This window comes from Streptomyces griseus, from assembly GCF_001715295.1.
In the GTDB taxonomy this organism is placed as follows: domain Bacteria; phylum Actinomycetota; class Actinomycetes; order Streptomycetales; family Streptomycetaceae; genus Streptomyces; species Streptomyces griseus_G.
The window spans coordinates 1207151-1232572 of record NZ_MDKB01000001.1 but is presented as its reverse complement, the minus strand read 5'-3'; the positions used below and the strand labels follow the sequence as shown (position 1 = coordinate 1232572).

General features: G+C 75.2%; 22 protein-coding genes. 3 read left to right on the top strand and 19 right to left on the bottom strand.

Annotated elements, in window-relative coordinates; genetic code table 11:
- Positions 1-21: 21 nt before the first annotated feature.
- The 15 genes from BA175_RS04860 to BA175_RS04790 form a co-directional block, all read right to left on the bottom strand.
- Complete coding sequence (locus tag BA175_RS04860) at positions 22-918, bottom strand: glycosyltransferase family 2 protein (RefSeq protein WP_069169951.1); 897 nt, start codon at positions 916-918, stop codon at positions 22-24.
- Positions 915-1787, bottom strand: a complete 873-nt coding sequence (locus BA175_RS04855) for a glycosyltransferase family 2 protein (protein WP_069170326.1) — start codon at positions 1785-1787, stop codon at positions 915-917. The genes BA175_RS04860 and BA175_RS04855 overlap by 4 nt, the downstream gene beginning before the upstream one ends.
- A gap of 49 nt (positions 1788-1836) precedes the next feature.
- Positions 1837-2865, bottom strand: a complete 1029-nt coding sequence (locus tag BA175_RS04850; RefSeq protein WP_069169950.1) for a glycosyltransferase family 9 protein — start codon at positions 2863-2865, stop codon at positions 1837-1839.
- Positions 2866-2870: 5 nt separating this feature from the next.
- Positions 2871-4358 carry a D-glycero-beta-D-manno-heptose 1-phosphate adenylyltransferase gene (gene rfaE2 / locus BA175_RS04845; RefSeq protein WP_069169949.1) on the bottom strand — a complete coding sequence of 496 codons (1488 nt, stop codon included), beginning with the start codon at positions 4356-4358 and terminating at the stop codon, positions 2871-2873.
- Positions 4355-4987 carry a D-sedoheptulose-7-phosphate isomerase gene (locus BA175_RS04840; RefSeq protein WP_069169948.1) on the bottom strand — a complete coding sequence of 211 codons (633 nt, stop codon included), beginning with the start codon at positions 4985-4987 and terminating at the stop codon, positions 4355-4357. The genes rfaE2 and BA175_RS04840 overlap by 4 nt, the downstream gene beginning before the upstream one ends.
- The gene (locus BA175_RS04835; protein ID WP_069169947.1) at positions 4984-6222 is read right to left on the bottom strand and encodes a glycosyltransferase; all 1239 of its coding nucleotides are present in this window, start codon (positions 6220-6222) and stop codon (positions 4984-4986) included. Before BA175_RS04835 ends, BA175_RS04840 begins: the two co-directional genes overlap by 4 nt.
- On the bottom strand, positions 6219-7181 hold the full coding sequence (locus BA175_RS04830; protein ID WP_069169946.1) for a glycosyltransferase: 963 nt from the start codon (positions 7179-7181) through the stop codon (positions 6219-6221). Before BA175_RS04830 ends, BA175_RS04835 begins: the two co-directional genes overlap by 4 nt.
- Complete coding sequence (locus BA175_RS04825; protein WP_069169945.1) at positions 7178-8185, bottom strand: glycosyltransferase family 9 protein; 1008 nt, start codon at positions 8183-8185, stop codon at positions 7178-7180. Before BA175_RS04825 ends, BA175_RS04830 begins: the two co-directional genes overlap by 4 nt.
- On the bottom strand, positions 8182-8736 hold the full coding sequence (locus tag BA175_RS04820; RefSeq protein ID WP_069169944.1) for a D-glycero-alpha-D-manno-heptose-1,7-bisphosphate 7-phosphatase: 555 nt from the start codon (positions 8734-8736) through the stop codon (positions 8182-8184). Before BA175_RS04820 ends, BA175_RS04825 begins: the two co-directional genes overlap by 4 nt.
- Positions 8733-9725, bottom strand: a complete 993-nt coding sequence (locus BA175_RS04815) for a glycosyltransferase family 2 protein (protein ID WP_069169943.1) — start codon at positions 9723-9725, stop codon at positions 8733-8735. The genes BA175_RS04820 and BA175_RS04815 overlap by 4 nt, the downstream gene beginning before the upstream one ends.
- Positions 9722-11356, bottom strand: a complete 1635-nt coding sequence (locus BA175_RS04810; RefSeq protein WP_069169942.1) for a carbamoyltransferase family protein — start codon at positions 11354-11356, stop codon at positions 9722-9724. Before BA175_RS04810 ends, BA175_RS04815 begins: the two co-directional genes overlap by 4 nt.
- Before the next feature lie 11 nt (positions 11357-11367).
- A complete protein-coding gene (locus BA175_RS04805) occupies positions 11368-12363 on the bottom strand; it encodes a UDP-glucuronic acid decarboxylase family protein (RefSeq protein ID WP_069169941.1) in 996 nt (331 codons plus the stop codon).
- A gap of 299 nt (positions 12364-12662) precedes the next feature.
- A complete protein-coding gene (locus BA175_RS04800; protein WP_069169940.1) occupies positions 12663-13478 on the bottom strand; it encodes a SigB/SigF/SigG family RNA polymerase sigma factor in 816 nt (271 codons plus the stop codon).
- A 318-nt stretch (positions 13479-13796) separates the two neighbouring features.
- Positions 13797-15929 (bottom strand): MMPL family transporter, encoded by a 2133-nt coding sequence (locus tag BA175_RS04795; RefSeq protein ID WP_069169939.1) that lies wholly within the window; start codon positions 15927-15929, stop codon positions 13797-13799.
- A gap of 143 nt (positions 15930-16072) precedes the next feature.
- Positions 16073-16573, bottom strand: a complete 501-nt coding sequence (locus BA175_RS04790) for a MarR family winged helix-turn-helix transcriptional regulator (RefSeq protein ID WP_069169938.1) — start codon at positions 16571-16573, stop codon at positions 16073-16075.
- Between the two features lie 195 nt (positions 16574-16768).
- On the opposite strand from BA175_RS04790, the gene BA175_RS04785 reads away from it, so the two are divergent.
- From BA175_RS04785 to BA175_RS04775, 3 genes are read left to right on the top strand one after another with little or no spacing between them, the layout of a single operon-like run.
- The gene (locus tag BA175_RS04785) at positions 16769-18007 is read left to right on the top strand and encodes a lycopene cyclase family protein (RefSeq protein ID WP_069169937.1); all 1239 of its coding nucleotides are present in this window, start codon (positions 16769-16771) and stop codon (positions 18005-18007) included.
- Positions 18004-18729 (top strand): class I SAM-dependent methyltransferase, encoded by a 726-nt coding sequence (locus tag BA175_RS04780; protein ID WP_069169936.1) that lies wholly within the window; start codon positions 18004-18006, stop codon positions 18727-18729. Before BA175_RS04785 ends, BA175_RS04780 begins: the two co-directional genes overlap by 4 nt.
- On the top strand, positions 18729-20273 hold the full coding sequence (locus tag BA175_RS04775; RefSeq protein WP_069169935.1) for an NAD(P)/FAD-dependent oxidoreductase: 1545 nt from the start codon (positions 18729-18731) through the stop codon (positions 20271-20273). The genes BA175_RS04780 and BA175_RS04775 overlap by 1 nt, the downstream gene beginning before the upstream one ends.
- 99 nt (positions 20274-20372) lie before the next feature.
- Here the strand turns inward: BA175_RS04775 and BA175_RS04770 are convergent, their stop codons facing one another.
- From BA175_RS04770 to BA175_RS04755, 4 genes are read right to left on the bottom strand one after another with little or no spacing between them, the layout of a single operon-like run.
- The gene (locus BA175_RS04770; RefSeq protein WP_069169934.1) at positions 20373-21380 is read right to left on the bottom strand and encodes a DUF5914 domain-containing protein; all 1008 of its coding nucleotides are present in this window, start codon (positions 21378-21380) and stop codon (positions 20373-20375) included.
- A complete protein-coding gene (locus BA175_RS04765) occupies positions 21380-22375 on the bottom strand; it encodes a phytoene/squalene synthase family protein (protein ID WP_069169933.1) in 996 nt (331 codons plus the stop codon). Before BA175_RS04765 ends, BA175_RS04770 begins: the two co-directional genes overlap by 1 nt.
- Positions 22372-23895, bottom strand: coding sequence for a phytoene desaturase (locus BA175_RS04760; RefSeq protein WP_069169932.1), 1524 nt, complete (start codon positions 23893-23895; stop codon positions 22372-22374). Before BA175_RS04760 ends, BA175_RS04765 begins: the two co-directional genes overlap by 4 nt.
- Positions 23889-25277, bottom strand: coding sequence for a polyprenyl synthetase family protein (locus BA175_RS04755; RefSeq protein ID WP_069169931.1), 1389 nt, complete (start codon positions 25275-25277; stop codon positions 23889-23891). The genes BA175_RS04760 and BA175_RS04755 overlap by 7 nt, the downstream gene beginning before the upstream one ends.
- Positions 25278-25422: the final 145 nt, after the last annotated feature.

The window sequence follows — 25422 nt, the reverse complement described above, 5'->3', positions numbered from 1 at the left end:
CGGCGGAAGGGGAAGGGAGCGTCACCCGACATACCTCCGCGCGTCCGATCTGCGCTGGGCCCGCTCGAGGAGCATCAGCCGGTCCTCGAGTTCGCGCGGTACGGGCCGGCGCTGCCTGAGCACCCAGGGCAGGCCCGCCGCCGCACGGGTGAACGCCCGCACGGACGCCCGGTCCCGGGGCACCGTGCGCAGCAGGTAGGCGGTGCGCCGGACCGCCGACCTCCACGGGCGGCGCAGCCACGTGTACCAGAGCGTGTTCCTCAGCCCCACGGTCCGCCGTTGCGTGCTGTCCCGGACCGAGGAGGCCGCGTGGTGGATCAGCAGGGTGGGCACGTAGCTGAGCCACCAGCCCTGCCGGAGCAGGTCCGTGGCGAGCAGTTCCTCCTCCCCGCCCAGCCACAGCCCGGGGTGGAACCCGCCGGCGGCACGGAAGGCGTCGGTCCGGATCACGGTCGCGGCGGCGAGGAAGGACCCGAGGGCGGGGCCCGGGAGCCAGTCGGGCCCGGTCAGCGGGGAGTCCCGTAGTTCGGCGACGACGGGGTCCTCCCGTCCCGACGGCTCGACGACGATACGGGCGGTCACGGCGGCCAAACCCGGGCGCGTGTCGAGCAGGTCGGCGGCATGGCGCAGGGACCCGGGCTCCCACCAGGTGTCGTCGTCGCAGAACGCCACGTAGGGGGTGTCCACGTGACGCACGGCCAGGTTGCGCCCGACGGCTCCCAGGTTGCCGCCCGGCCTCAGCAGGGTGACCTCCGGGAACAGTTGCGCGACGGCCTCGGCCGTGCCGTCGGCGGAGTCGTTGTCCGTGACGATCACCCGGGGCTGCTCCGGGAGGGCGCGCAGCAGGCCCAGGGTACGCAGGAGTTCGGGACGGCGGTCGCGCGTGATCACCACGACGGTCGTACGGGTGTCTCTCATCGGGCCGTGCCCTCCCGTTCGTGTTCCGCGTGCGTCTGCCGTTCGAGGAGCCGTACCGCGTGTTCGACCCCGGCGGGCAGCCGGCGGCGTTGCCGCAGGGCGCCGGGCAGCCTGACGGCGGCTCCGCGCAGGGCCGTCGCCGCTCCCGGGTCACCCCGGACCGCCGCGGCGGCCAGGCGCGCGGTGTGGCGTACGGCCACGTGGGCGGGTCTGCGCAGCCAGTCGGTGAGCAGCGCGTTGCGGCGCAGGAGGGCGGAGCGTCCGGGCCGAGCGCCCGGGTCGGGGTGGTGGTGGGCGACGACGGCGGAGTCGTACGCCACTCCCCAGCCGGCCGCCGCCAGGTCGTAGGCCAGCAGCGTCTCCTCCGCGCCGAAGAAGAGCAGGGGGTGGTAGCCGCCGGTCTCCAGGTGTGCGCGCCGGCGGACGACGCACGCGCAGCCGAGGAAGCCCAGGACGGGACGGCCCGGCAGGTCGGGGTCCACGGGCAGCGGGGACCCGGCCAGCAACGCGTTGACCGGGTCCTCGTCCTGCTCCGGTCCGACCAGGCTGCGGGCCGCGAGCAGCCCGAGGCGGGGGTGGTCGTCGAACAGGGCGGCCGCGCGCCCGAGGGCTCCGGGGCCCCACCAGGAGTCGTCGTCGCTGAAGGCGACGTAGGGCGTGCGTGCGTGACGCACCGCCAGGTTGCGGCCGAGGGCCCCGGTGTTGTGCCCGGGCGTGAGCACCTCGGCACCCACGGGGTGGGCTCGCAGTGCCTCGGTGGCCGCCGGGTCGGTGCCGTTGTCCACGACGATCACCGGCGGGCGCTCGGGCAGTTCGGCCAGCCGGTCCAGGGTGTGCAGGGCGCTGGGCGCACGGTCCCGGGTGATCATGGCCACGGTGGTGCGGGCTCCGGCCGGGCGGCCGTGCGCTCCGTTGTCCTCAGACACGTCCGGACGCCTCCGCCCGCTCGTCCCGGCCGGGGCGGGCGTCCGGCCCCGGCCGACGGATCCGTTCCAGCACCGCGGCGAACACCTCGTCGGTTCCGATGCGCAGGAGTCCGGGGTCGGTGGCCGTGCCGTGCGGGTCGCCGGGCGGCCCCGGGTGCCACAGGACCGCGTGGGCCGGGTGCGGCGGCGGCCCCCAGAGGTGGGGGGGCACCGGCCCGAAGAGGGTCACCGAGGGTGTCCCGTGGGCGGCGGCGAGGTGGGCGGGACCGGTGTCCCCGCTGAGCAGGCAGGCGGCCCCCGCGACGAGCGCGGACAGGTCACCGAACGGCAGTCCGCCGGTCAGCACGTGCTCCGGGCCGAGGCCCGCTCCGGCGGCCACCATGGCGGTCAGCGCCTCCTCCCCCGGTCCCCCCGTCACCACGACCGGGTGACCGGCCGTCCGCAGCCGCCGGACCACCGCGGCGTACCGGCCGGCGGGCCAGCACCGGGCGGGCGCGTCGGCCCCGGGGTGCACGACGACGGCGCCGGGTGCGGGCGAGGGGCGGGTGGGCGGCGGCAGCCGTACGTCGTCCGCCTCGGCGTCGATGCCGTACGCCCGCAGGAAGCGGCACCAGCGCTCCCGCTCGTGCTCGTCCCTGCGCCAACGGGGCGGGTCGGGGACGGCAGGGTCCGGACGGACGTACGAGAGCAGCCGGCGCGGCCGCAGCGCGGCCAGGGCGTCGTGGCTCTCGGGGCCGTTGCCGTGCAGATCGATCGCCAGGTCCGGCGGTCCGCCGGTCCACCCCGTGAGCACGGGCACGCCGCGGCCGGGCGCCGAGGCGGGCAGGACGGTGTCCACGGCGCCGGTGGCGAGCGCGGCGTCACGCAGTTCCGGCGGGATCGCGAGGACCGTCTCGTGGCCCGGGAAGGCACGGCGTACCGCGCGCAGGGCCGGAACCCCGGCGAGCAGATCGCCCAGGCCCAGGGCGCGCAGCACGAGGACGCGGGGACGGGAGGGGGTGGGGGCGGGCGCAGAGGGCATGACGGTCAGCTCCGGGCGCTGCGGGGCCGTGCGGCGGGCCGGGTGGCCGGGCCGAGGGCCGCCCGTTCGGCGAGTTCGGTGGTCGAGCGCCCGTCGAGGTAGGGCAGGAGCACGACCTGCCCGCCCCAGCTGCGCACCAGCCTGGCCTCGGGGAGTTCGGTCAGGGCGTAGTCGCCGCCCTTGGCCCAGATGTGGGGGCGCAGTTCGCCCAGCAGCCGTTCGGGGGTGTCCTCCTCGAACACGGCGACGGCGTCGACGCACTGGAGGGCCAGCAGCACGCGGACGCGGTCGGCGACGGGGACGAGGGGCCGGGTTCCGCCCTTGCGCCGCCGCACCGAGGCGTCGGAGTTGACGCAGACGATGAGGCAGTCGCCGGTGCGCCGGGCCGCCTGCAGCAGGGCCACGTGGCCCGCGTGCAGCAGGTCGAAGCAGCCGCCCGCCGCGACGACCGTGCCGCCCTCCTCGCGTACCCGGGTGGCCAGGCCCGCCGCGTCGGGAGCGGACGGCTCCTCCGCAGGATCCGGCCCGGCCGCGTCCCGCGGTGCGGTGCCGGAACGTCCGAAGACCAGGGCCCGAGCGCCGCCGTCGGAGACGTACCGGGTGGCGGCGCGCACCGCCCCCTGGACGGCGGTCTCCGGCAGCGCGTCGTCGGCGAGCAGTCCGGCCGCGCTCACCGCGAACCTGTCGCCGGCGCCGCACGCGTCGCCGTCCGCCGTCCAGGGGGCGGGGACCAGCAGGGGTTCCTCCCCGTGGGACAGCAGCGCGCCGCGCTCCCCCAGGGTCACCGCGACGGAGGTGACACCCCAGGCGCCGATGAGCCGGCGGGCGTCCGCGGCGGAGCGGTGCAGCTCGGCCTGCGGGCCCTGCAGCACCGCCTCCGCCTTCCCGTGCCGGACGGGGCGGCCCCGGACCTCGTCCGGCGTGACGAAACCGCGGGCCTCCGCCGCCGAGGGGGTGGCGAGCCGGACCCCCTTGACCGGCGGACCGCCACGCGGGTGGGGGTCCCATACGACGGGCACCCGGGCGGCGGCCCGGGTGAGGGCGTCGCGCAGGACGTCCGCCGCACCGCGCCCGTAGTCGGCGACGAGGACGGCCCTGGCCTCCTCGACGGCGGCGTACGCCTGTGCGGTCGCCGCGGCGGCGCGGCCGTCGCCGTCGTCCAGCCTGAGCAGGGGCACCCCCCGGGCCATGACCCGGGTCTTGCAGGGGAGTTCGCCGGTGAGCGGCAGCTCGATCAGCCGGACGCGGCCCGTCAGCAGCCGCCGGAGCGTCCGGCTCGCCTCGTCGTCGCCCAGCGCCGTGACGAGGGTGACCGCGCGGCCGTCCGCCGCCCCGAGGCAGGCGGCGAGCGCCGCGCCACCGGGCCGGGTGGTGCGGCGGGCGCCGTTCACCACGGGCACGGGCGCGTCGGGGGCCAGCCGGTCGGCGTGGCCGGACAGGTCGTGGTCGAGCAGGGCGTCCCCGACGACGAGCAGGGGCGTGGGGCCGTTCATGCGATGCCCTTCCCGACGGGTGCGGGGGACGGGGCGGGCCCGCGGGCCGCCTCACCGGCCGCCTGTTCCACGGCCTGGTCGAACGCCTCGCAGATCATGTGCACCGCCACCAGATGAAGTTCCTGGACCGTCGCGGAGACAGGGGCGTCCACGCAGAGGGCCTCGTCTCCTGCGGCTTCGAGCGGGTTGGGGGCGGGCCCGGTGAGAGCCCAGACCGTCATGCCGATGCGGTGGGCCTCGGCCGCCGCTGCCAGCAGGTTGGCGCTCGCGCCGCTGGTCGAGAGCAGCATCAGGATGTCGCCGGCCCGGCCGTGCGCGCAGGTCTGACGGGCGAACACCTCCTGGACGCCGTAGTCGTTGGCGATGGCCGTCGTGGAGGAGGTGTCGGCGTGCAGGGCGAGCGCGGAGAAGGGGGGCCGGTCCTCGCGGTAACGCCCCACCAGTTCGGCCGTCAGGTGCTGGGCCTGGGCGGCGCTGCCGCCGTTGCCGGCGACGAGGAGCCGCGCGCCGCCGCCGAGGCGCCGGGCGAGTTCGGTGCCCCAGCGGTGGACGACGGGGCACGACGCACGGAACGCGGCGAGTGCGGCCATCAGGTCGTCGCAGTGTCGGCCGTCGGGGGTGACGTTCATCGGACTGCTCCCGAGAGTGAGGGGGCGGCTCGTACGGCGCTGTAGACGCGGGCGACACCGTCGGTGACCCGGTCCCAGGTGTAGCGGGCGAGGACCCGTTCCCGGCCGGCCGCGCCGAGGCGTGCCAGTCGTTCCGGGTCGTCGATCAGGCCTCTGATGACGCCGGCGAGCGCGCGGCTGTCGTCGTCGGGCCGGACCAGGGCACCGGTGACGCCGTCGTCCACGGTGTCGAGGTGACCGCCGACGGCGGTGGCGAGCACCGGGGTGCGGCAGGCCATGGCTTCGATGGGCACGATGCCGAACGGTTCGTAGTCGGGCAGCGAGAGCACCAGGTCCGCGCCGGACATCAGGCGGGGCATGTGGGTGTGGGCCACCGCGCCCAGCAGGGTGACGCGGTCCTGGACGCCGTACTCCTCGGCCACCTTGCGCAGGCGTTCGGCCTCCGGTTCGGCGAACAGCAGCGCGGCCTCGGGCCCGCCGGCGATGACGAGCTCGGCGTCGGGCACCTCGGCGAGCGCGCGGACCGCGCGGTCGAACCCCTTGCGGCGTACGAGACGGCCGACGGCCAGCAGGCGTCTGGGGCCGGCCGCGGGACGGCGGGCGTCCTCGACGGGCGAGAACTGCGCGGGATCGACACCGCACGGGACGACCGAGATCCGCTCGCGCGGCACGCCCATGGCGGCCAGCTCGGCGACCTCGTCGGCGCAGGTGGCCAGGACCCGCCTGCACTCGTGCCCGATCGCCGCCTCCACCGCCGGGCGCTGGGGCGGACTGGTGTCGTCGGGCCCCTGGTGGCGCCTCTTGACCGTGCCGAGGGCGTGGTAGGTCTGCACGACCGGGATGCCCAGGCCCCGGACGCCCGCCAGGGCCGCCGTACCCGACATCCAGAAGTGCGCGTGCACCACGTCCGGCGGCCCGGACCGCCAGAGCCGTGCGAGGAAGGCTCCGAACTCCGGCATGTGGGCGAGCAGTTCGTCCTTGGGCACCGGTGCGGGCGGGCCGGCGGGCACATGGACCACCCGGTAGCCGCCCGCCGTGGTGACCTCTCCGGGCAGGCCGGGGTCGTCGCGCCGGGTGTAGACGGTGACCGCGTGACCGCGCCGCGCGAGGTGCTGGGCGAGTTGGGCCACATAGACGTTCTGCCCGCCCGCGTCCGGCCCGCCGAGCTCGGCCAGGGGGCTGGCGTGCTCGGAGACCAGGGCGATACGGGCGGGGGCTGGAGTGGCGTTCCTCATCGCGTGACCTCTTTCATCAGGTGGTCCCAGTCGTCCAGGAAGCGCTGCACCCCGTACCGGGCGACCGCGGCGGCCCTCGCCCCCTCCCCGACGCGCCTGGCGTGGCCGTGGTCGGCCAGGAAGGCGCGGATGGCCTCGTCCAGGACGTCGGGCCGATTGGAGACGACTCCGGCACCGTCCGGCACCGCTTCCCGGACTTCCGTGGTGTCCAGGGCCACGACCGGCATGCCGAGGAACATCGCCTCCAGGAGTGACAGGCCGAGTGACGTCCAGCGCACCGGGTGGAGGTAGAGCCTGCGGCGGGCCATGGCCGGATGGAGGTCGCTCTGCGGCAGGTCCCACGTCCGGCAGCGGTCGGAAGGCAGCCCGAGGTGCCCGGCGAGCCCGTCGGTGCGCATGCCGAAGACGTCCAGGGGCGCGGCGCGCGAGAAGGCCGGCAGCAGGTCCGTCCCGGTGGTGCGCCCGCGGCGTACCGGCTCGTTGACCACCACGGCGGCCCTCGGCTCCTCACCGGTCCACAGGGCGCCCGGGTCGACGATGCCGTGCTCGATCACCGTGGCCGGGGCCCGCCCGGTGTCCCACATCAGCCGGTTGAAGTGCGTGACGTGGACGACGGGGATGTCGTCCCGCCCGGCCAGCGGGTGCCGGGTGTCCACCGCCGTGCCGTGCGGGCTGTTGTGCTCCACGTACACGGCCGGGACGTCGGCGCCCGGCCGCCGGCCCGTCCAGGCGTGGGCGAGTTCCACCTCGTGGGGCCGCTGGAGGACCATGAGGTCGATGTCGCTCCGCCGCAGGTCCTCGGGGCTCACCTCGCGCACCCGGTCCGGCCACCGCCAGGTACGGGCCCGTCCCAGGCCGTCGGGTCCGCGGTCCGGCGTGACGGGGACGAGGCAGGTGTGTGGTCCCTGGACGAACGTGGTGGTCCAGGACCCGTGGACGTGCCAGATCAGGATGTTCATGCGGTCACCTCGATGAGTTCGCGGACGGCCCGCACCACGCGCCCGGGCGTGACCTCGTCGAGGCACGGATGGCCGGGGACGGGGCAGTGCCGGGCGCGGCTGTCGGCACACTTCGCGGACTGGTCGCCCAGCAGGACGGCAGGCACCCCGAAGGGACCCCAGCGTTCCGCCGGCACGACCGGGGCGAAGAGCGAGACGACGGGTGTGCCCACCGCTGCGGCCAGGTGGGCGGGTCCGGTGTTGCCGCTGACGAGCGCGTCGGCGCCGCGCAGGACGCCGGCCAGGGTGCGGGGTTCGGTCCGGCCGCCCAGGTCGAGCCCGGCCGATCCGCTCACCCGCCGGGTCAGCGCCGTCTCGTCAGGTCCGCCGGTGACCACCACGCGGTGCCCCGCGTCGGCGAGCAGCTGCACGGTCTCGGCGCAGCGTCCGGGGCTCCAGGCGCGGGCCGGGGCACTGGCTCCCGGGTGGACGACGACGTAGGGGCCGTTCCCGGTGAGGGCGGCCGTGTCGGGTGAGGGCAGCACGCGGAGCCTCCCGTCGTCGCCCCGGGGTGGTGCGAACCCCATGGCGACGGCGGTGTCCAGCGCGGCCTCCGCCTCGTGCCGTGCGGGGAGCCGCCGGTGGCGGACGTCGAGCAGAGTGCCGGGGTGGTCGACGCTGTCCGCCCCGATCCGGCCCACTCCGGCCATTCTGAGCAGCAGCGCGGTGGGCAGCGGGCTCTGGTGGAAGGAGGTGAGGATCAGCGCGGTGTCGTACGCGCCGTCCCGCAGCCGCCGGGTCACCGCCTCGATACCGGCCTCCTCGACCGTCGGCGGCCGCACGCCTTCCCAGGGGGCCTCCCAGACGAGTACGTCGTCGACCCCGGGCAGCAGCCGCGCGGCGGGCTCGCCCCGCGGGCCGCACAGCAGGGTGACGTGGGCGGCGTGCGCGGCGACCGCGCGGACGGCGGGCCCGGCGAGGAGTACGTCGCCGAAGCTGTCGAGCCGGGTGACCAGAGCCCTCATGCGCGGGCCTCCTGACGGTCCAGGACCGTCCGCACGGCGGTCAGGAGGTCCGGCGCGGTCCACCGTTCGGCCGCCACCTCGGCGGGCAGGGTGACGTCGTTGGGGACGAGGATGCCGCGCGCTCCTGCGGCCCGGGCCGCGAGGACGTCGGCCCGGATGTCGCCGATCACCACGCACTCCGCCGGTGGCACGCCCAGCCTGCGGGCGGCCTCCACGACGAGTCCGGGCCGCGGCTTGCGGCACGCGCAGCCCGCGTCGGGGGTGTGCGGGCAGAACACCCACGTGCCGAGGGTGCCCAGCAGGGCGTCGGCCCGTTCGTTGACCCGCAGCACGTCGTGCTCGCGGAGCAGTCCGCGGCCGATGCCGGACTGGTTGCTGACCACGCCCGTGGCGATGCCTTCGGCGCGCAGGAGGTCCACCGCCTCGCGCGCCCCGGGCAGGAGCCGGACCAGGTCGGGGTCGCCGTTGTAGGGGACGTCCTGGACGAGGGTGCCGTCGCGGTCGAAGAGGACGGCGGACACCCGGCCGTACGGTGGTGCGGTCGGGCTCACCGGGCACCTCCCCGTGACCGGACGCTCCGGTGCCTGACGAGTCCCTTCAGCCAGTGCCCGGCCGCGAGCGGCGGGATGGCGGCGCTGGTGACGGCCATGGTGAGGACCTCGTCCCGGGTACGGGGACCGGGGGTGATGCGGGCCGCGGCGAACTCGGCCGTACCCAGGGCCCACAGCGCTCCGGCGACGGCGGACGCGCGGCGGCGGCCGGCCGCCGCGCAGAGGGCGGACGCCAGGGCCAGTCCGGTGACGGCCAGGTGGGCGGGGAGCCGGCCCCGGGGGGCGCGGGCCCGTATCCACCAGTCGGTGCCGTGCAGGCGGTTCATCAGGACGTCGTCGGCGTTGCCGCGCTGCGCCCGGAGGGAGACCCAGCGGTCCGCCGGGCGGACGGGATGGCGGGTGACCCGGTCCCCGCGGCGCAGGGCCCAGCCCGCGTCCAGCACGCGCAGCGCGAGGTCTGCGTCCTCCCGGAAGGCGCGGCGGAACCGTTCGTCGAAGCCGCCCACCTCCTTCAGGGCGGTCGCGCGGTAGGCCATGTCGGCCGTGGCCCAGGCCGCCTGTTCCAGGCCGGCCGTGCCCCGCTCCCAGTCGGTGGGCCTGCGGTCCACGGGCAGGGGCACGGTGAGCCGTCCCTGGACGCCCCCGGTGCGGGCGTCCGCCGCCGCGAGGTCACCGGCGAGCCGGTCCGCCCAGTCGGGGAGCACCTGCACGTCGTCGTCGAGGAAGACCACCCAGGGGGCCGTGACGGACCGCAGTCCGGCGTTGCGCGCGGCGGCGGGACCGCGGCCGCCGGTGGACACGGTGCGGACGCGGTCGTGGAGTCCGCCGGCCGCCTCGACGGGGAGGGCGCCGTCCGGTGCGGGGCGGTCGTCGACCACGACGACCTCGGCCGGTCGCGGTCCGGCGGCCGAGTCCAGGGCGCGCAGACAGTCGGCGAGGCAGGGGCGGCCGACGGTGGGGACGACCACCGCGTACTCCGGGGCGCTCATGCGTACGCCTTCGCCCGGCGGACGGCGAACGGCCCGAGGGCCAGGAGGTCGACGGGCGCCGAGCCGAAGCACTCCAGGGCGTCCCGGGGGTCGTCGACCATCGGCCGGCCCGCCGTGTTGAGACTGGTGTTCACGACGACGGGCAGTCCGGTACGCCGTTCGAAAGCGTCGAGCATCCGGGCCACGAGGGGTTCGGAGGCGGCGTCCACCGTCTGGATCCGGGCGGTGCCGTCGACGTGGACGACGGCCGGGATGCGGGCGCGCCACTGCTCGGCGACCTCGTGGACGAAGAGCATGTACGGGCTCGGCACCGGACCGTCGAAGAGTTCCGCCGCGCGGTCGGCCAGCACCATGGGCGCGACCGGGCGGAACTCCTCGCGTCCCTTGACCGCGTTGAGCCGCTCGAGGTTCTCGGCCCGGCCGGGGTGGGCGAGCAGCGAGCGGTGGCCGAGCGCGCGCGGGCCGAATTCGGACCGGCCCTGGAACCAGGCGACGACTCCGTCGCGGCTGAGCTCCTCCGCGACGGTCCCGGCGATGTCGTCGGGCTCCTCGTACGGCACGGCCGCCCGTTCCAGCCAGCCGCGCAGTTCCTCGTCGCTCCAGCCGCGCCCGAGCGCCGCGGTGGGCATCGGGGCCACGGGCTCCTTCTCGTTGGCGACGTGCAGGGCTGCGCCGAGGGCGGTGCCGGCGTCGCCTGCCGCCGGCTGGACCCAGATCTGCCCGAACGGGCTCTCCCGGTACAGCCGGGTGTTGGCCACACAGTTGAGCGCCACTCCCCCGGCGAGTGTGAGCACGTCCTCGCCGGTCCGGCCGTGCAGCCACCGGGCCAGATCGAGCAGCACGTCCTCCAGGCACTCCTGGGCGCTCGCGGCCACATCGGCGTGCTCCTGGGTCCAGGGGGCGCCGGGCTTCCTGCCCGGTACGAGGGAGGCCCAGGGGACCGGCCGGGCCCGGAAACCGCCCTCCCCGTCGGCGTGCACGTACTCCCGCAGCCGGTCCTTGAAGCGGGGCTTGCCGTAGGAGGCGAGCGCCATCACCTTGAACTCGTCGCTGCTGCGCAGGAATCCGAGGTGCTGGGTGAGGTCCTCGTAGAACAGCCCGACGGAGTCCGGCAGCTCCTGGGAGGCCAGCACGGTCAGCTCGCGGTTGACGTAGCGGCCCGCGAGGTGGGATCCGCACTCGCCCCGGCCGTCGAGGACGAGGACCGCGCAGTCGGGGTGGGGGGACGCCTGGCCCGCGGACGCCGCGTGCGCCACGTGGTGGGCCACGAAGCGGACCTTCGCGGGATCGAGTCCGGGGAGTGCCTCGGCGAGGAACTCCGGGGCGCGCCGGGCGTACTCCTGGCGCAGGTGGTCCCACGGGTCATGGAGGCCGAGCTGCTCGGCGGGGCGGGAGAGGTGCGCGTCGTAGGAGTAGGCGACCGCGTCGAGATCGGCCGGGGTCAGCCCGGCCTGTTCCAGGCACCAGCGGGCGCTCAGCTCGGGCAGTTCCCAGGCGGAGAACGGGAGGGGGCGCTTGCCGTGCTTACGCCGGCTGAAGCGTTCCTCCTCCGCCGCCGCGAGGATCCTGCCGTCCACGACGAGGGCGGCGGCGGGGTCGTGGAAGAGTGCGTTGATACCGAGGACGCGCATGGAAGCCTCCGTCAGAGCCGCTGGGCCGTCGCGGCGGGTTCGGGCAGGGTCGAGAAGTAGGCGATGGTGCGTTTGATGCCTTCCTCGCTGCTCACCCGGGGTTCCCAGCCGAGGAGTTCGCGGGCCAGCGTGGTGTCGGGCCTGCGGCGTTCCGGATCGTCGACGGGGCGCTCGACGAAGGTGAGCGCGGAGGAGGAACCGGTCATGGCGATCACCCGGCGGGCGATGTCGGCGACCGTGACCTCCTCGCCGCCGCCGATGTTGACCGGCCGGACCGCGTGACTGGCGGCCACCAGCAGAACGCCGTCGACCGTGTCGTCCACGTAGCAGAGGGACCGTGTCTGACTTCCGTCGCCGGCCACGGTCACCGGCTCCCCGGCCAGCGCCTGGGAGATGAACGTCGGAACCGCCCGGCCGTCGTCGGCCCGCATCCGGGGACCGTACGTGTTGAACATCCGTACGATGCCGGCGTCCACTCCCTTGACGCCGACGTACGCGGTGACCAGGGCCTCGGCGAACCGTTTGGACTCGTCGTACACGCTGCGGGGACCGACCGGGTTGACGTTGCCCCAGTAGTCCTCACGCTGGGGATGGACGAGCGGGTCGCCGTAGACCTCCGAGGTCGAGGCGAGCAGGAAGCGCGCGCCGTCCCGGTGCGCGATCGCCAGGGAGTTGCGGGTGCCGAGGCTCCCGGCGTCCATGGTCTCCAGGGGGTGGCGCAGGTAGTGCACGGGTGAGGCCGGGCACGCGAAGTGCAGGACCAGGTCGTAGGGTCCGGGCAGCTCGGCGGCCAGGGCGTCCGACGACACGTCGCACTGCACGAAGCGGAATCCGGGCCGTCCGGCCAGATGGGTGATGTTGCGGCTGGATCCGGAGAGCAGGTTGTCCGCGCAGTCGACTTCGACTCCCGAATCCAGCAGCCGCTCGCACAGGTGGGAGCCGAGAAATCCCGCACCCCCGGTGACAACGGCGCGGCGCCACGGGGGCGGTGTCGTCGTGGATGTCATAGGACGGCCTTTCGTCCGCTGCGAGGGGCGTCCGCCCCCGGAGGGGTCGGCGGGACGTGCCCGGTCCGGGTGACCGGCTCGTGTGCCGAAGCCGGTCCGCGAAGGGCTGCGCCCGTCCCGGGGTGCCGCTCGGCGCGTGGCCGCCGTGGTCCCGACGGCACGGACAGCCGGGTAACCAGGACAGTTGGCTTCACACCTCACATCCGGTTCGCCTACGCTCGACGCGGGCATCGCCGCAGGTGGACGCGGTAGGGGGTGAGCGTTTCGTACCCGAATGGAGTCCTCGCCCCGGAGCCGGGTCAGCGGGGCCCGCGGGTGGGCAGGGGGCGCCGCGCGCCCTCCGTGGCCCCGCGTTCCCTCAGGACCCCGTCGCGGAGGCTGCGACAGGACTTGCTGATCAGGCGCGAGACGTGCATCTGGGAGATGCCCAGTTCGGCGGCGATGGCGCTCTGCGTTATGCCGACGAAGAAGCGCAGGTAGAGCACGTGGCGTTCACGCTCCGAGAGCAGCCGGAGGCCCGGTTTCACCGATTCGCGGTCGATCACCAGATCGAACGCGGTGTCGATCCTGCCCAGGCTCTCGCCGAGGGACACACCTCCCTCGGTGCCGGGGATGTCCGCGTCGGTGGAGAGCGTGCTGAAGCTGTGGAGGGCCTCGCTGCCCTGGCGGACCTCCTCATCGCTCAGACCGGTGTAGGCGGCGATCCTGCGGTCCGTCACGGTGCCGCCGCCGGCGGACAGCTCGGCGTGGGCGGCGCGTACGACGTTGCGCAGGTCCTGGACGCGGCGGGGCACGTGCACCGACCAGGTCCGGTCCCTGAAGTGCCGCTTGATCTCGCCCGTGATCGTGGGGACGGCGTAGCTGGCGAAGGCGTTGCCCAGGCCGGGGTCGTAGCGGTCGACCGCGTTGACCAGTCCGACCGCCGCGACCTGCCGCAGGTCCTCCAGGGACTCGCCCCGGTTGCGGAAGCGGCCGGCCAGGCGGTGCGCCATGGGGAGCCAGGCCCGGATGAGGTCGTCCCGCAGCCGGTCCCGCTCGGGTCCGGGGGGAAGTACGGCAAGGCGCTGGAAGGCCGTAGCCGTGGCGGGGTCGGCACGCCGGTCGTCGGCACACATGTGAGCCACTCGCCTCCTCGACGTACACGGACGTGTCCCGCCACCAGTGCGATGAAAACAAAGGATGGCCGTGTCCGCCCGCCGGGCGGGCCGCTGACTCCCCGGGCGCGGCGGGCGCGCTCGGCCGATGGGGTGCACAGCGGGAGGGTCACGGCTGCGGGCGAAGGGCGAAGGGGCCGGCGGAGACCGGCGCGCGAGGCCCGGGCGCGCGGGTCGCGAGCGGCCGGGGCCCTCGCACGCCCACCGGGCAGGCCTCCGGGGACCGTGCCTCCGTCCGTGGGCCCCGGATGGGGCACGGACGGAGGCACGGTCGGCCTCTCACGGCGTGCTGTCCGCCTTCCCGGCCTCGTCGGGGGTCCGGCTCAGGACCCCGGGCCACCAGGCCGTGCGGCCGATGTCCCTGACGAGGGCGGGCACCAGGAGTGAGCGCACGACCAGGGTGTCCAGCAGGACACCGAAGGCGACGATGAAGGCGATCTGCACCAGGAAGGCGAGGGGGATGACGCCCAGGGCGGCGAAGGTCGCCGCAAGGACGACACCGGCGGACGTGATGACGCCGCCGGTCGTCGTCAGTCCGCGGAGCACACCCTGGCGTGGCCCGTGGATGAGGGACTCCTCCCGGACCCGGGACATCAGGAAGATGTTGTAGTCGACGCCGAGCGCCACCAGGAAGACGAAGCCGTACAGCGGGACGGAGGAGTCGGTACCGCTGAAGCCGAAGACGTGCTGGAAGACCAGTGACGAGATGCCGAGTGTCGCGAGGAAGTTGAGTGCCACGGTCGCGACGAGCAGCACGGGCATCAGCAGGGACCGGAGCAGGCCGACGAGGATCACCAGGATGATGACGAGCACCACCGGCACGATGATGTTCCGGTCGTGTTCGGCGGTGGTCTGGGTGTCGTACTGCTGCGCGGTGTAGCCGCCGACCAGGGCCTGGGCGCCGGGCACGGCGTGGACCGCTTCCCGCAGCCGCGTGACGGTCTTCTTGGCGGCGTCGCTGTCGGACGCGTCCGCCAGGGTGGCGTCGATGCGGACCCGGCCGTCGACGACGAGGGGTTCGCCCTGGCCGGGGCGGCCCGAAGCGGTCACCGGGAAGGCGTCCGCGACGCCGGGCGTCCTGCGGACGGCCTCGGTCACCTGGCCGGTCCTGGTGGCGTCCGCGATCACGACCGCCGGGGTGCCCGAGCCGCCGGGGAAGTGCTTGCTCAGCGTCTTCTGCGCGGCGACCGACGGTGCGTCGTTGACGAAGATCTCCTCGAGGGGCACGCCCTTCGAGCTGAGCGTCGGCGCGAAGGCGGCGCAGGCCACGAGCACGACCAGGGTGACGGCCCAGACCTTCCGGGGCGCGCGGTCGACCACGGCGGCGATCCGTGACCAGACGCCGGCGGAACCGAGACCGGAAGCGGATCCGGAGCCGGCCTCCTCCGGCTTCGGCCTGGCCGGCCAGTACGCGGTCCGGCCGAGCAGCACGAGCACGGCGGGCAGGAACGTCAGAGCACTCAGGACGGAGCAGACGATGCCGATGGCTCCCACCGGGCCGAGGGCGCGGTTGTTGGTGAGGTCGCTGAGCAGGAGCGCGAGCAGGCCGAGGGCGACGGTGGCGGCGCTCGCGACGATCGGTCCCGCCGACTCACGGAGCGCCGCGCCCATGGCGGTCCAGCGGTCCGGGTGGCGGACCAGCTCTTCGCGGAACCGCGCCGTGAGCAGCAGCGCGTAGTCGGTGGCGGCGCCGATGACGAGGATGGACAGGATGCCCTGGACCTGTCCGTCCACCCGTACGACGTCGTGTTCGGCGAGTACGTACACGATCGCGCAGGCCACGCCGAGCGCGAAGACCGCTCCGATGATGATGATCAGCGGCAGCAGCACGCTGCGGTAGACCAGGAGCAGGATGACCAGCACGGTCACCAGCGCCACGCCGACCAGCAGGCCGTCGATCCCGCTGAAGGCGTCGGAGAGGTCCGCCTGGCTGGCCGCGGGCCCGGCCACCTGGGCCGTCGTCCCCGGTACCCCGTCGGCCGCCGCCCGGACGGCCGCCAGCGTGTCGGGCAGCGCCTCCCCGAGGTCGGGCCGCAACTGGACGACGCCTTCGAGGGCCTGACCGTCCTTCGACGGCAGAGCGGGGCTCACCCGGCCGGTCACACCCGGCTCGCCCTCCAGCGAGGCGAGCGCGGCCGTGGCCGCCTGCCGCTGCTCGGCTCCGAGCTTCCCGCCGTCCTGCCGGGCGGTCCACACGACGATGGCCGGCACGCTCTCCTGCCGGACGAACGCCTTCTGTTCCTCGATGACCCGGGTGGACTCGGCGCTCTGCGGCAGGAACGCGGCCTGGTCGTTGGTGGCCACCTCGCCGAGCTTGCCCGCGTAGGAGCCGAACGCGCCCCCGAGCGCGAGCCAGACGACGAGGAGAAGTACGGGGATCAGCCGGCGAACCGACCGCGGTGCGGTGGACATTGTGCTCCCAGATCGACCGATGGTCCTCCGCCGTCGAAGGAGTCCTTCGGCTACGAAGTCCTTCAACAGCGAAGAATCTCAATGATTGAAATAGATTAGCGCGCCCGTGCGGGGTGGTGTCCAGCGACGGCCCTGTGGAGGGTTCAGCGGGGAGGAGCCTGTATCCGGGACAGTTCGCCGTTGAGGCGGCCCAGGAAGCGGAGCGCCGCCTCGACCTCACCGGGACCCGCGGCCTCCCGGGCCCGGGAGGCCGCGCCGGCCAGCGGCATGAAGAACGAGCGCGCGGCCGCCTTGGCCGTGGGCTCGTAGTACAGGTGCACCACGCGCCGGTCGGCGCTCTCGCGCGCACGGCGGACGTGGCCGGAGCGCTCCAGGCGGTCCAGACATGCGGTGACGGCACCGGACGTGAGCCCGAGGTGCTCGCGCAGCCGGCCGGGGGTCAGCGGGGTGTCGGCGTCGAGGATGGCCGCGAGGGCTTGTACGTCGGTCGCGTGCAGCCCCTGGGCGTGGGCGAAGGCGTGGACCAGCCGGTTGACCTCGCCGTTGACCCGGCGCAGCTGGACGGCGAGCGCCTGGAGCTCCGCTCCGGCGGATCGGTCGGTGTGGGTTCCCCCGCGAGCGTCAGCACTGTCCACGGCACCCATAGTAGAGCGGTCCCCGCGCCCGCCCCGGCGCACGGGCCCGGCCGGCCGCGACCGGACCGGCGGTGCGAATTCACTCCGTCCGCGCGTCGTGAGCACCCGAGAGGCACCCGGCTCGGGAAGTATCGGCATCGTGGACCACCCGGGCCCGACGGCCCGCTCGCCGAGCCACCGTCCGCAGGACAGAAGGGGGGCACCGTGCCGCACGCGGACATCGTCGTCGTGGGTGCCGGTGCGGCCGGACTGAGCCTCACCCACCGGCTGTGCGCCGGGCCGGGCTCCGGATCGCCGTCCGTGGTCCTGGTCGACCCGCCCCCGGGCGCGCTGCGGCCACCACCGCGCACCTGGTGCTACTGGGAACCGCCGGGCGGGGAGTACGACTCCGTCCTGTCCGCCTCGTGGGAACGGCTGCGGGTACGGGACGCGGCGGGAACGGCCACCGTGGCCGAACCGGGGCGCCTCCGCTACAAGATGCTGCGGTCGGACGCCTTCGAGGCACTGGTGGACGCCCGGCTCGGCACCGCGGCGAACGTCCGCAGGGTCGAGGCGACGGTGGAGAGTGCGCGGGACGCACCGGGCGGCGGTGAGGTGGTCGCGCACGACTCCGGGGGCGGCAGGCTCGTCCTGCGGGCCAGGTGGATCTTCGACTCGCGGCCTCCGGGGCGGCTCCCGCCGGCCCGCACCACGCTGCTCCAGCACTTCACGGGCTGGTTCGTGCGTACGGAACGGCCGATGTTCGACCCCGCCGTGGCCGATCTGATGGACTTCCGGACCCCTCAGCCATCGCACGGACTGTCGTTCGGCTACGTCCTGCCGCTCGGGCCGCGCGAGGCGCTGGTGGAGTACACGGAATTCTCCCGCAGCATGCTGAGCGCCGAGGGGTACGAGCGTGCCCTGCGGCACTACACAGGCGAGGTGCTCGGGCTCGGAGCCTTCTCTGTGTCCGCCGTCGAACGCGGGGTCATCCCCATGACGGACGGCCGCTTCCCGCACCGCGCGGGCCGGTCGGTCTTCCGCATCGGCACGGCGGGCGGGGCGACGCGGCCGTCCACGGGCTACACCTTCGCCGCCGTGCAGCGCCAGAGCCGGACCGTCGCCGCGCGGCTGCGCGACGGCCGCCCGCCACGGGTGCCGCCTCCGTACCGGGCGTGGCCGCGTGCCATGGACGCGGTGATGCTGCGAGCGCTGGACAGCGGCAGGGTGCACGGGGCCGAGTTCTTCCCGGGTCTCTTCCGCAGGGTCCCCGCGGAGCGGCTGCTGCGCTTCCTGGACGGCACCGGCCGTCTGTACGAGGACCTCCTCGTCGGGGTGCGGACGCCCGTACTCCCCATGCTCCGTACCGTCGCCGAACTTCCCCTCCTCGCGCGAGGACACGGCCCCGCCGTGCCGTTCCCGCACTTCCCCCGCACGCCCGAACAGGAAGAGACCGACCGATGACGCTCCTGCGCGACGCCGAGTTGTCCGCCGCCTTCGACCGTGCCGCCGTCTCCTACGACCGGCTCGTCGCGGCCGATCCGGGCTACCACTCCCACGTACGCCGGTCGGCACGCCGGCTGGGTCTCGCGGACGACGGACGCGGCAGGCGCCTGCTGGACCTCGGCTGCGGGACCGGTGCCTCGACCGCCGCGCTGCTGGCAGCGGCCCCGCACGCGGACATCGTCGCGGTGGACGCATCCCCGGGGATGCTGGAGCGGGCGGCGGCCAAGAGCTGGCCCCGGAACGTCTCCTTCGTCCACGCCCCGGCGGAGCGGCTGGTCGGCGAGGCCGTGCGGGGCACCTTCGACGCGGTGTTCGCCGCCTACCTCTTCAGGAACGTCGGCGACCCCGACGGTGTCCTCGCCCGCGTACGCCGCCTCCTCGCACCGGGCGGCCGCATCGGCGTGCACGAGTACACGCTCGCCGGCGGCAGGACGCACCGCGCCCTGTGGACGGCGGTCTGCCGGACCCTCGTGATGCCGGCCGGGCGGCTCGCCGGGGACGGGCCTCTCTACCGCCATCTGTGGCGCAGCGTCCTGGAGTTCGACACGGCTCCGGCGTTCGCCGGCCGGCTGCGCCGGGCGGGCTTCACGGGGGTCCGCGCGCTCCCGCTGCCCGGCTGGCAGACGGGCATCTGCCATACGTTCGTCGGCCGCGCGCCCGGCGCGGGCACGGGCTTCTGATGAGGGGCGGGGTGCCGCGACGGGGCAGGGACCGGCGGGCGGCGGTCCTGCTGCCGCCGGGCGGTGCGGCGCGCTTCCTGGGCGCCGCGCCCGGCGTCGCCGTGATCGGCGGCGGCATCGCCGGGCTGTCGGCCGCCACCGCCCTGGCCGAGCGCGGGGCGCGCGTGACGCTGTACGAGAGCGGAACGGGTCTGGGAGGGCGGCTCGCGGGATGGCCGGTACGGCTCGCCGACGGCTCGGGAGCCACCATGAGCCGGGGCTTCCACGCCTTCTTCCGGCAGTACTACAACCTGCGCGGACTGGTGCGCCGGGTGGACCCGGGGCTCACCACGCTGACACCGCTGCCGGACTATCCGCTGCGGCACGGCTCCGGCCTGTACGACAGCTTCGCCCGGGTACCGCGTACGCCGCCCCTGAGCGCGCTGGGTTTCGTCGCGCTCAGCCCCGCCTTCGGCTGGGGGGACCTGTTCCGGATGAACCCGCGGGCCGCGCTGCCCCTGCTGGACGTGCGGGTCCCCGAGGTCTACGCCCGGCTCGACCGGACGAGCGCCCGCGACTTCCTGACCCGCATCCGTTTCCCGGAGGCCGCGCATCATCTGGCCTTCGAGGTGTTCTCGCGGAGCTTCTTCGCCGATCCGCGGGAACTGTCCGCCGCCGAACTCGTCCTGATGTTCCATATCTACTTCCTCGGGTCGAGCGAGGGCCTGCTGTTCGACGTACCGGACGAGCCGTTCCCGCAGGCGCTGTGGGAGCCGTTGGGGCGGTATCTGGAAGGCCACGGCGTGCGGGTGCGCACCGGCACCGCCGTGGAGCGGGTGGCCCCGGTGTCGGGCGCGGGACTCGATGTCACCGCGGGCGGCCGGACCCGGCGCCATGACGCCGTCGTCCTCGCCCTGGACACCGGCGGGCTGACCGAGGTCGTCGCCGCCTCTCCCGGGCTCGGCGACGCGGGCTGGCGGGCGCGGATCGCGCGGCTGCGGACGGCCCCGCCGTTCCTGGTGTCCCGTCTCTGGCTGGACCGACCGGTGGCGCGGGACCGGCCGGGCTTCCTGGGCACCAGCGGGTACGGCCCGCTGGACAACGTGAGCGTGCTGGAACGGTGGGAGGGCGAGGCGGCGCGGTGGTCGCGGCGCGGCGGCGGTTCGGTCGTCGAACTCCACGCGTACGCCGTGGACCCGGGTGCGGACCGCGCGGCCGTGCAGGCGGAGGTGGTCGCCCAGTTGCGGCGGGTCTACCCGGAGACCGGGGATGCGCGCCTGGTGGACGTGCGGCACGAATGGCGGGCCGACTGCCCGCTGTTCCCGGTGGGCGGCTATCCCGACCGGCCCGGCGTGCGGACGCCCGACCCCCGGGTGGTGGTGGCCGGCGATCTGGTCCGTACGGGGCTTCCGGTGGCCCTGATGGAGCGGGCGGCGACGAGTGGGTTCCTCGCCGCCAACGCCCTGCTGGAGGGCTGGGGGGTGCGGGGGCAGACGCTCTGGACGGTCCCCCGGGCGGGACGGTCGGCCGCACTGCGGGCGCTGGCCCGGCTGGGCACGGACTGACCGGGCCGGACGCCTCCCCGCGGGCCGCGCACCTGGCCGGCGCCACCGGTCGTAGCGCCGGCGGGCCGCCCGGTCGCCGCGCGCCCCGCCGGCGCCCGCTCAGCCCGGGAAGCGCCCCGTGCTGCGGAGCTCGAAGCGCCGCTCGGCGTAGGCCAGGTCGTCCCGCCACAGCCGTCCCGCGCAGGCGCGCATCAGCGGGCGCAGCAGAGGCGCCGCCGCACGGGCCACGGTGAAACCGCGGCGGTCGGACGCGGCCACGACGGCCTCCGTGACCAGGGTCCGCGGCCGGCCGGTGCCGTCGTTCCCCAGCGGGGTGGCGTGGGTCTCGACCACCGACCCCAGTCCCTCCCCCTCGACGATCCGCATGACGACCGTGCGGGGCTCCGGTGCGGTGAAGACGGCCCGGACCGGGACCACGACCCGTCCGGCCAGCTTGAAGGAGACGTCCACGGCGAAGCCCTCGTCCGTGACGTCGCCGCCGTCCGGGTCGAGCACGGTGAGGTCGACGAAGGAGTACGGGTGGAACCAGGCGCCGTGCCAGGGGTCCAGCCGGTTGGCCACGACGTCCTCGGGTTCGCAGACGCCGGTCGCCCCGTACACGGCGTCGACCGCACCGGCCGCGTCCGGCCTCGGCGGGACCACCGGACGGTCCAGGGGTGCCTCGCCGCCGACGGAGTCCAGCCGCACCCAGGCCAGTACGCCGTCGTCGTGGGCGGGCAGGGGATCCCAGCCGGCGAACGGCGTACCGTTCAGCGCCATTCCGTGCCAGTGGCAGACGAGGGTGCCGCAGTGGACCCTGCTGTCGCGCAGCGGGGCGCCGAGATGGGGGCAGACGCCCGGGCCGGCGAGCAGCCTGCCCGCGGCGTCGCGCCAGGCCACCACTTCGACGCCCGCGACGGTGCGCCCGAACGGGCGCTCCGGGGTGACCGCCCGGGAGGCGCCGATGACGTACCAGTTCCCGGAGGGCCGGGCCCGGGCGCGTGCGAGGGCCCCGGCGATCACTGCGGGCCGGGCGTCCTGCCAGGTGGGGCGCTGCTTCTCCCAGGGGACGGGCGCGGGGCGCAGCCGCAGGGGGAGGCGGCGGCGCCCGCTCCGGCTCTCCGGCATCACGCCGCCTCCCCCTGCATCCGCCGCACCGGCGGGCCGGAGCGCCTCCGCCCGCCGGGCCCGGGGGTGACCGCCCTGGTGGCCAGGGCACGTACGAGTCCGTCGAGGGCGACGGCGGCCCGGCGCCGGCGTGGGACGACCGCCCGGCGGTGGAGGACCGCGTAGCCGTCTGCCTCGATCGCGTCGAGGATGCCGCTGTAGAGGACGAACGCGGTGCGGATGCAGGGCCGCGACACGGGGGCGAGCAGGGCGAGCCCGGGCAGGGCCTGCCGGTAGACGGCGCGGTTGTGCGCGGCGGCGGCCCTCAGCAGGTCGTCGACGCGCCGGTCACGGGTCCCGGTCGCCCTGCTCCGTTCGAGACGCTGCCGTTCGACCCCGTGCGCGGCAAGCAGGTCCTCGGGGAGGTACAGGCGGCCGCGGTCCAGGTCCTCGCCCACGTCCCGGAGGAAGTTGGTGAGCTGGAAGGCGACGCCGAGCGCCGCCGCGTACGGCGCGGCCTCGGCGCGGGGGCCCACCGTGCCCAGCACCGGGAGCATCTGGAGGCCGATGACTGCGGCGGATCCGTGTGTGTAGCGCGCCAGGTCCTCGTAGGTGGCGTATCCGGTCACCGTGAGGTCGCTGCGCATGGAGGCCATGAAGTCGGTGAAATGGCGGTGTTCGATGCCGTGGGTGGCGGCCGTGTGGGCGAGCGACCGGATCACCGGCTCCCGGGTGGGGTCTCCGCGCAGCCCGGCCTCCAGTTGCTCCTCGAGGCGGGTCAGGGCGAGTGCCCGCTCGTGGGGGGTGGCGCCGCTGCCGAGGTCGTCCACGATGTCGTCGGCCCACCGGGCGAAGCCGTAGAGGGCGTGCACGGCCGGCCGGCGGTCGGCGGGGAGCAGCCGGGTGGCGAGGAAGTACGTCCTGCCATGGCGGGCGTTGAGCCGGCGGCAGGCGCTGTACGCGGCGCGCAGGGACGGTTCGCGGATGCCTGCCGCGTCGAGTTCGCGGGCGGTCATGCGGAGTGGCCTTTCTGTGCGGCGCGGGGCGTGGTGTGCTGACGGAGTCCGGTGATCCTCGCCGCCGCCAGCTTCCCCGAGATCAGGACGGTCGGCACGCCGACGCCCGGGGTGGTGCCGCAGCCGGCGAGCACGGCGTTGCTGACGCCGCGTACGAGGTTGCGGGGGCGGAAGGGGCCGGTCTGAGGGAACGTGTGGGCGGCGGAGAAGGGGGTTCCGGCCGCGTGCCCCCGGGCCGTCCAGTCGACGGGGGTGACCAGGCACTCCTCCTCGATGGCGGAGCCGATACCGGTCAGCCCACGCTGTTCGAGGACGGTGAGCAGGCTGTCCCGGTAACGGGGCGCCATTTCGCCCCAGGCCCGCGCGCCGGGCCCGATGTCGGTGTTGGGACACGGCGCCAGGATGTAGTGGAGGTGCCGGCCCGGGGGTGCGAGGCCGGGGTCGGTGGCCGTGGGGCGGGTGATGAGCAGGGAGGGGTCGGTCATGAGCGTGCCGGCGCGGGTCAGTTCGTGGAAGGTGCGCTTCCACGCGGTACCGAAGGAGAGCGTGTGGTGGCCGAGTCCGGCCCAGGTGCGGTCCGTGCCGGCGTGCAGGACGACCGCGGACGGGGAGTGGCGCAGGGCGAGAGGGCGGCGGGGCGTGCGGCCCAGGAGCCGGTAGGCGACGGGCAGGTCGGGGGTGAGGACGACGGCGTCGCAGGGGATGCGGTCGTGGTCGGTGACGACCGCGGTGACCCGGTCTCCGGAGCGCTCCAGCCGGGTGACGGCCTGTCCGTGGAGGAAGCGCGCCCCGGCTTCGGCCGCCGACGCCGCCATGGCCCGGGGCAGGGCGTGCATGCCGCCGCGGGGGAAGTACACGCCGGCCACGGTGTCCATGTACGCGATGACGGCGTAGGCGGCCAGCGCCCGGGCCGGGGGTACTCCGGCGTACAGGGCCTGGAAGGAGAAGACCCGGCGCAGTCTCTCGTCCTTGACGAAGTGCCCGATCCGCGCGTCCAGCCGGCCGAAGCCGCCGAGCGCGGCGAGGCGGGCGAGGTCGGGGTGGAGGAGCTGGAGGGGCGAGTCGAAGTTGGTGTCGATGAACCGGCGCATCTGTACGTGGTAGAGGCGCTCCAGCCAGGCCCGCAGCCTGCGGTAGCCGGCCGCTTCGCGGGGCCCGGCGAACTCCTCGACCGCTGTTTCCATCGCGCCGGCCTCGGTGTGGACGTCCAGGTGCGTCCCGTCGGCGAACCGTGCGCCGTAGGCGGGGTGGAGGGGTACCAGGTCCAGCCGGTCGCGGAGGTGGTGGCCGACGGCGGCGAAGGCGTCCTCGACCAGGGTGGGCATGGTCAGGACGGTGGGCCCGGTGTCGACGCGGTAACCGGCCAGGTCCAGGCGCCCGGCCCGGCCGCCGGGTAGGTCGTCCCGCTCGACGACCGTCACACGGCGGCCGGCCCCGAGCAGGTGGAGCGTCGCGGCGAGGCCCGCGAGGCCCGCGCCGATCACCACCACGTGGTCGGTCCTCCCCTTCACGGTCAGCACCGGCGCTCCCCTCCTTCGGCCGGGACGACGGGATCCCCGCGGCGCCCGGACGACGGGCGGGCGGGGGCGAAGGCCGTGCCGGACGGTCCGGCGGCTTCCGGCACCGCACCGGCCACCCGTCCAGCGGCTGCCGGAACCGGGCCGGGCGGCGCGGGCCGGCCCTCGCGGTGTTCCGCGGCGACGTTCTCGAACAGGGCGGCGAGTGCACGGCCCGCGTCCGGTTCGACCGCCGCCCCGTCCAGGTGCCGCACGGCCTGCTCCGCGAGGCGGCGGGCCTCGTCCTCGACGGCCGCGCGGGCGCCGGTCGCCGTCAGGGCCTCCCGCACCCGTGCCAGTGCGTCCTCGGCCAGGCCGGCGTCCCCCACGACCCCGTCGAGGAGACGTACGGCCTCCTGGTCCCCGGTCTCCCCGGCGCGTGCCCGGGCCACGGCCAGCAGGTAGGTCGCCTTGCCCTCGCGGATGTCACCGCCCGACGGTTTGCCGCTGCCGGCCGGGTCGCCGAACACCCCGGTCAGGTCGTCACGCAACTGGAAGGCGATGCCCGCGCAGCGGCCGGCCGCGCAGAGGGCGCGAACGGTGTCCCGTTCCGCGCCCGCCAGGGCCGCGCCCAGGGCCAGCGGGCGCTCCACGGTGTACAGCGCGCTCTTGAGACAGGCGGCGCGCAGCGCCTGCTCCGCTGAGCGCGAGCGGGTGATCTGGCCGTGCAGGTCCAGGTACTGGCCGGCCACCATCTCGGTGCGCATCGCCTGCCAGACGTCCCGCACGCGTCCGCGGATCTCCGGGGCCATGGGGGTGTCGGCGACGGTGTCGTCCGCCCATGCCAGGGCGAGGTCACCGACGAGCACCGCCGCGGATCTGCCGAACGCCTCCGCCCGCGCCGGGTCGCCCGCCGTACGGGCCTGGGCGGCGAGGCCGACGTGCACGGCCGGCCTGCCCCGGCGCAGCGCCGAGCCGTCCATGACGTCGTCGTGGACCAGCGCACAGGTCTGGATGAGTTCGAGGGCGACCCCGAGTCGCAGCGCGGCCGTCACCGCCCGGCCGCCGCAGGCCCGCATGCCCCACCAGAGGAACGTGGGCCGCAGGCGCTTGCCGCCGTCCAGCGTGAACTGCGCCACCCGTTCGGCGACGTCACGGGCGAAGACCGGGTCGACGGCGACGGATCTGCTCACCCGCTCCCCGAGAACCGTGCGGGCCGTGCGCAGGACCGCCGCGGCGACGTCCGCGTCCACGGCCGCCAGGTGCTCGGCCGGGGGCGCCGGGCGCGGCCCGTCCCCGGCGCGGCCGGCCTGCTCTTCGGCGCCTCCGGGCACGGCGACGGCCCGGCTCTCCGGGCCCGGCCGGGCGTCGGCGAAGGGGGGGTCCTCCGTCGGGTGACGACGCATCGCATGTCCCTCGGGTAGCAGCGGTGGGTGGACGTGTTCCGAGGGGACCACAACAGGGGGCTCCGTCCCGGTGTTACCGGGCCCGCAATCGTGTGAAGCCTTCGCGTACCCCGGCGGACGCCCGCGACACGCCGGGCGGAATGCC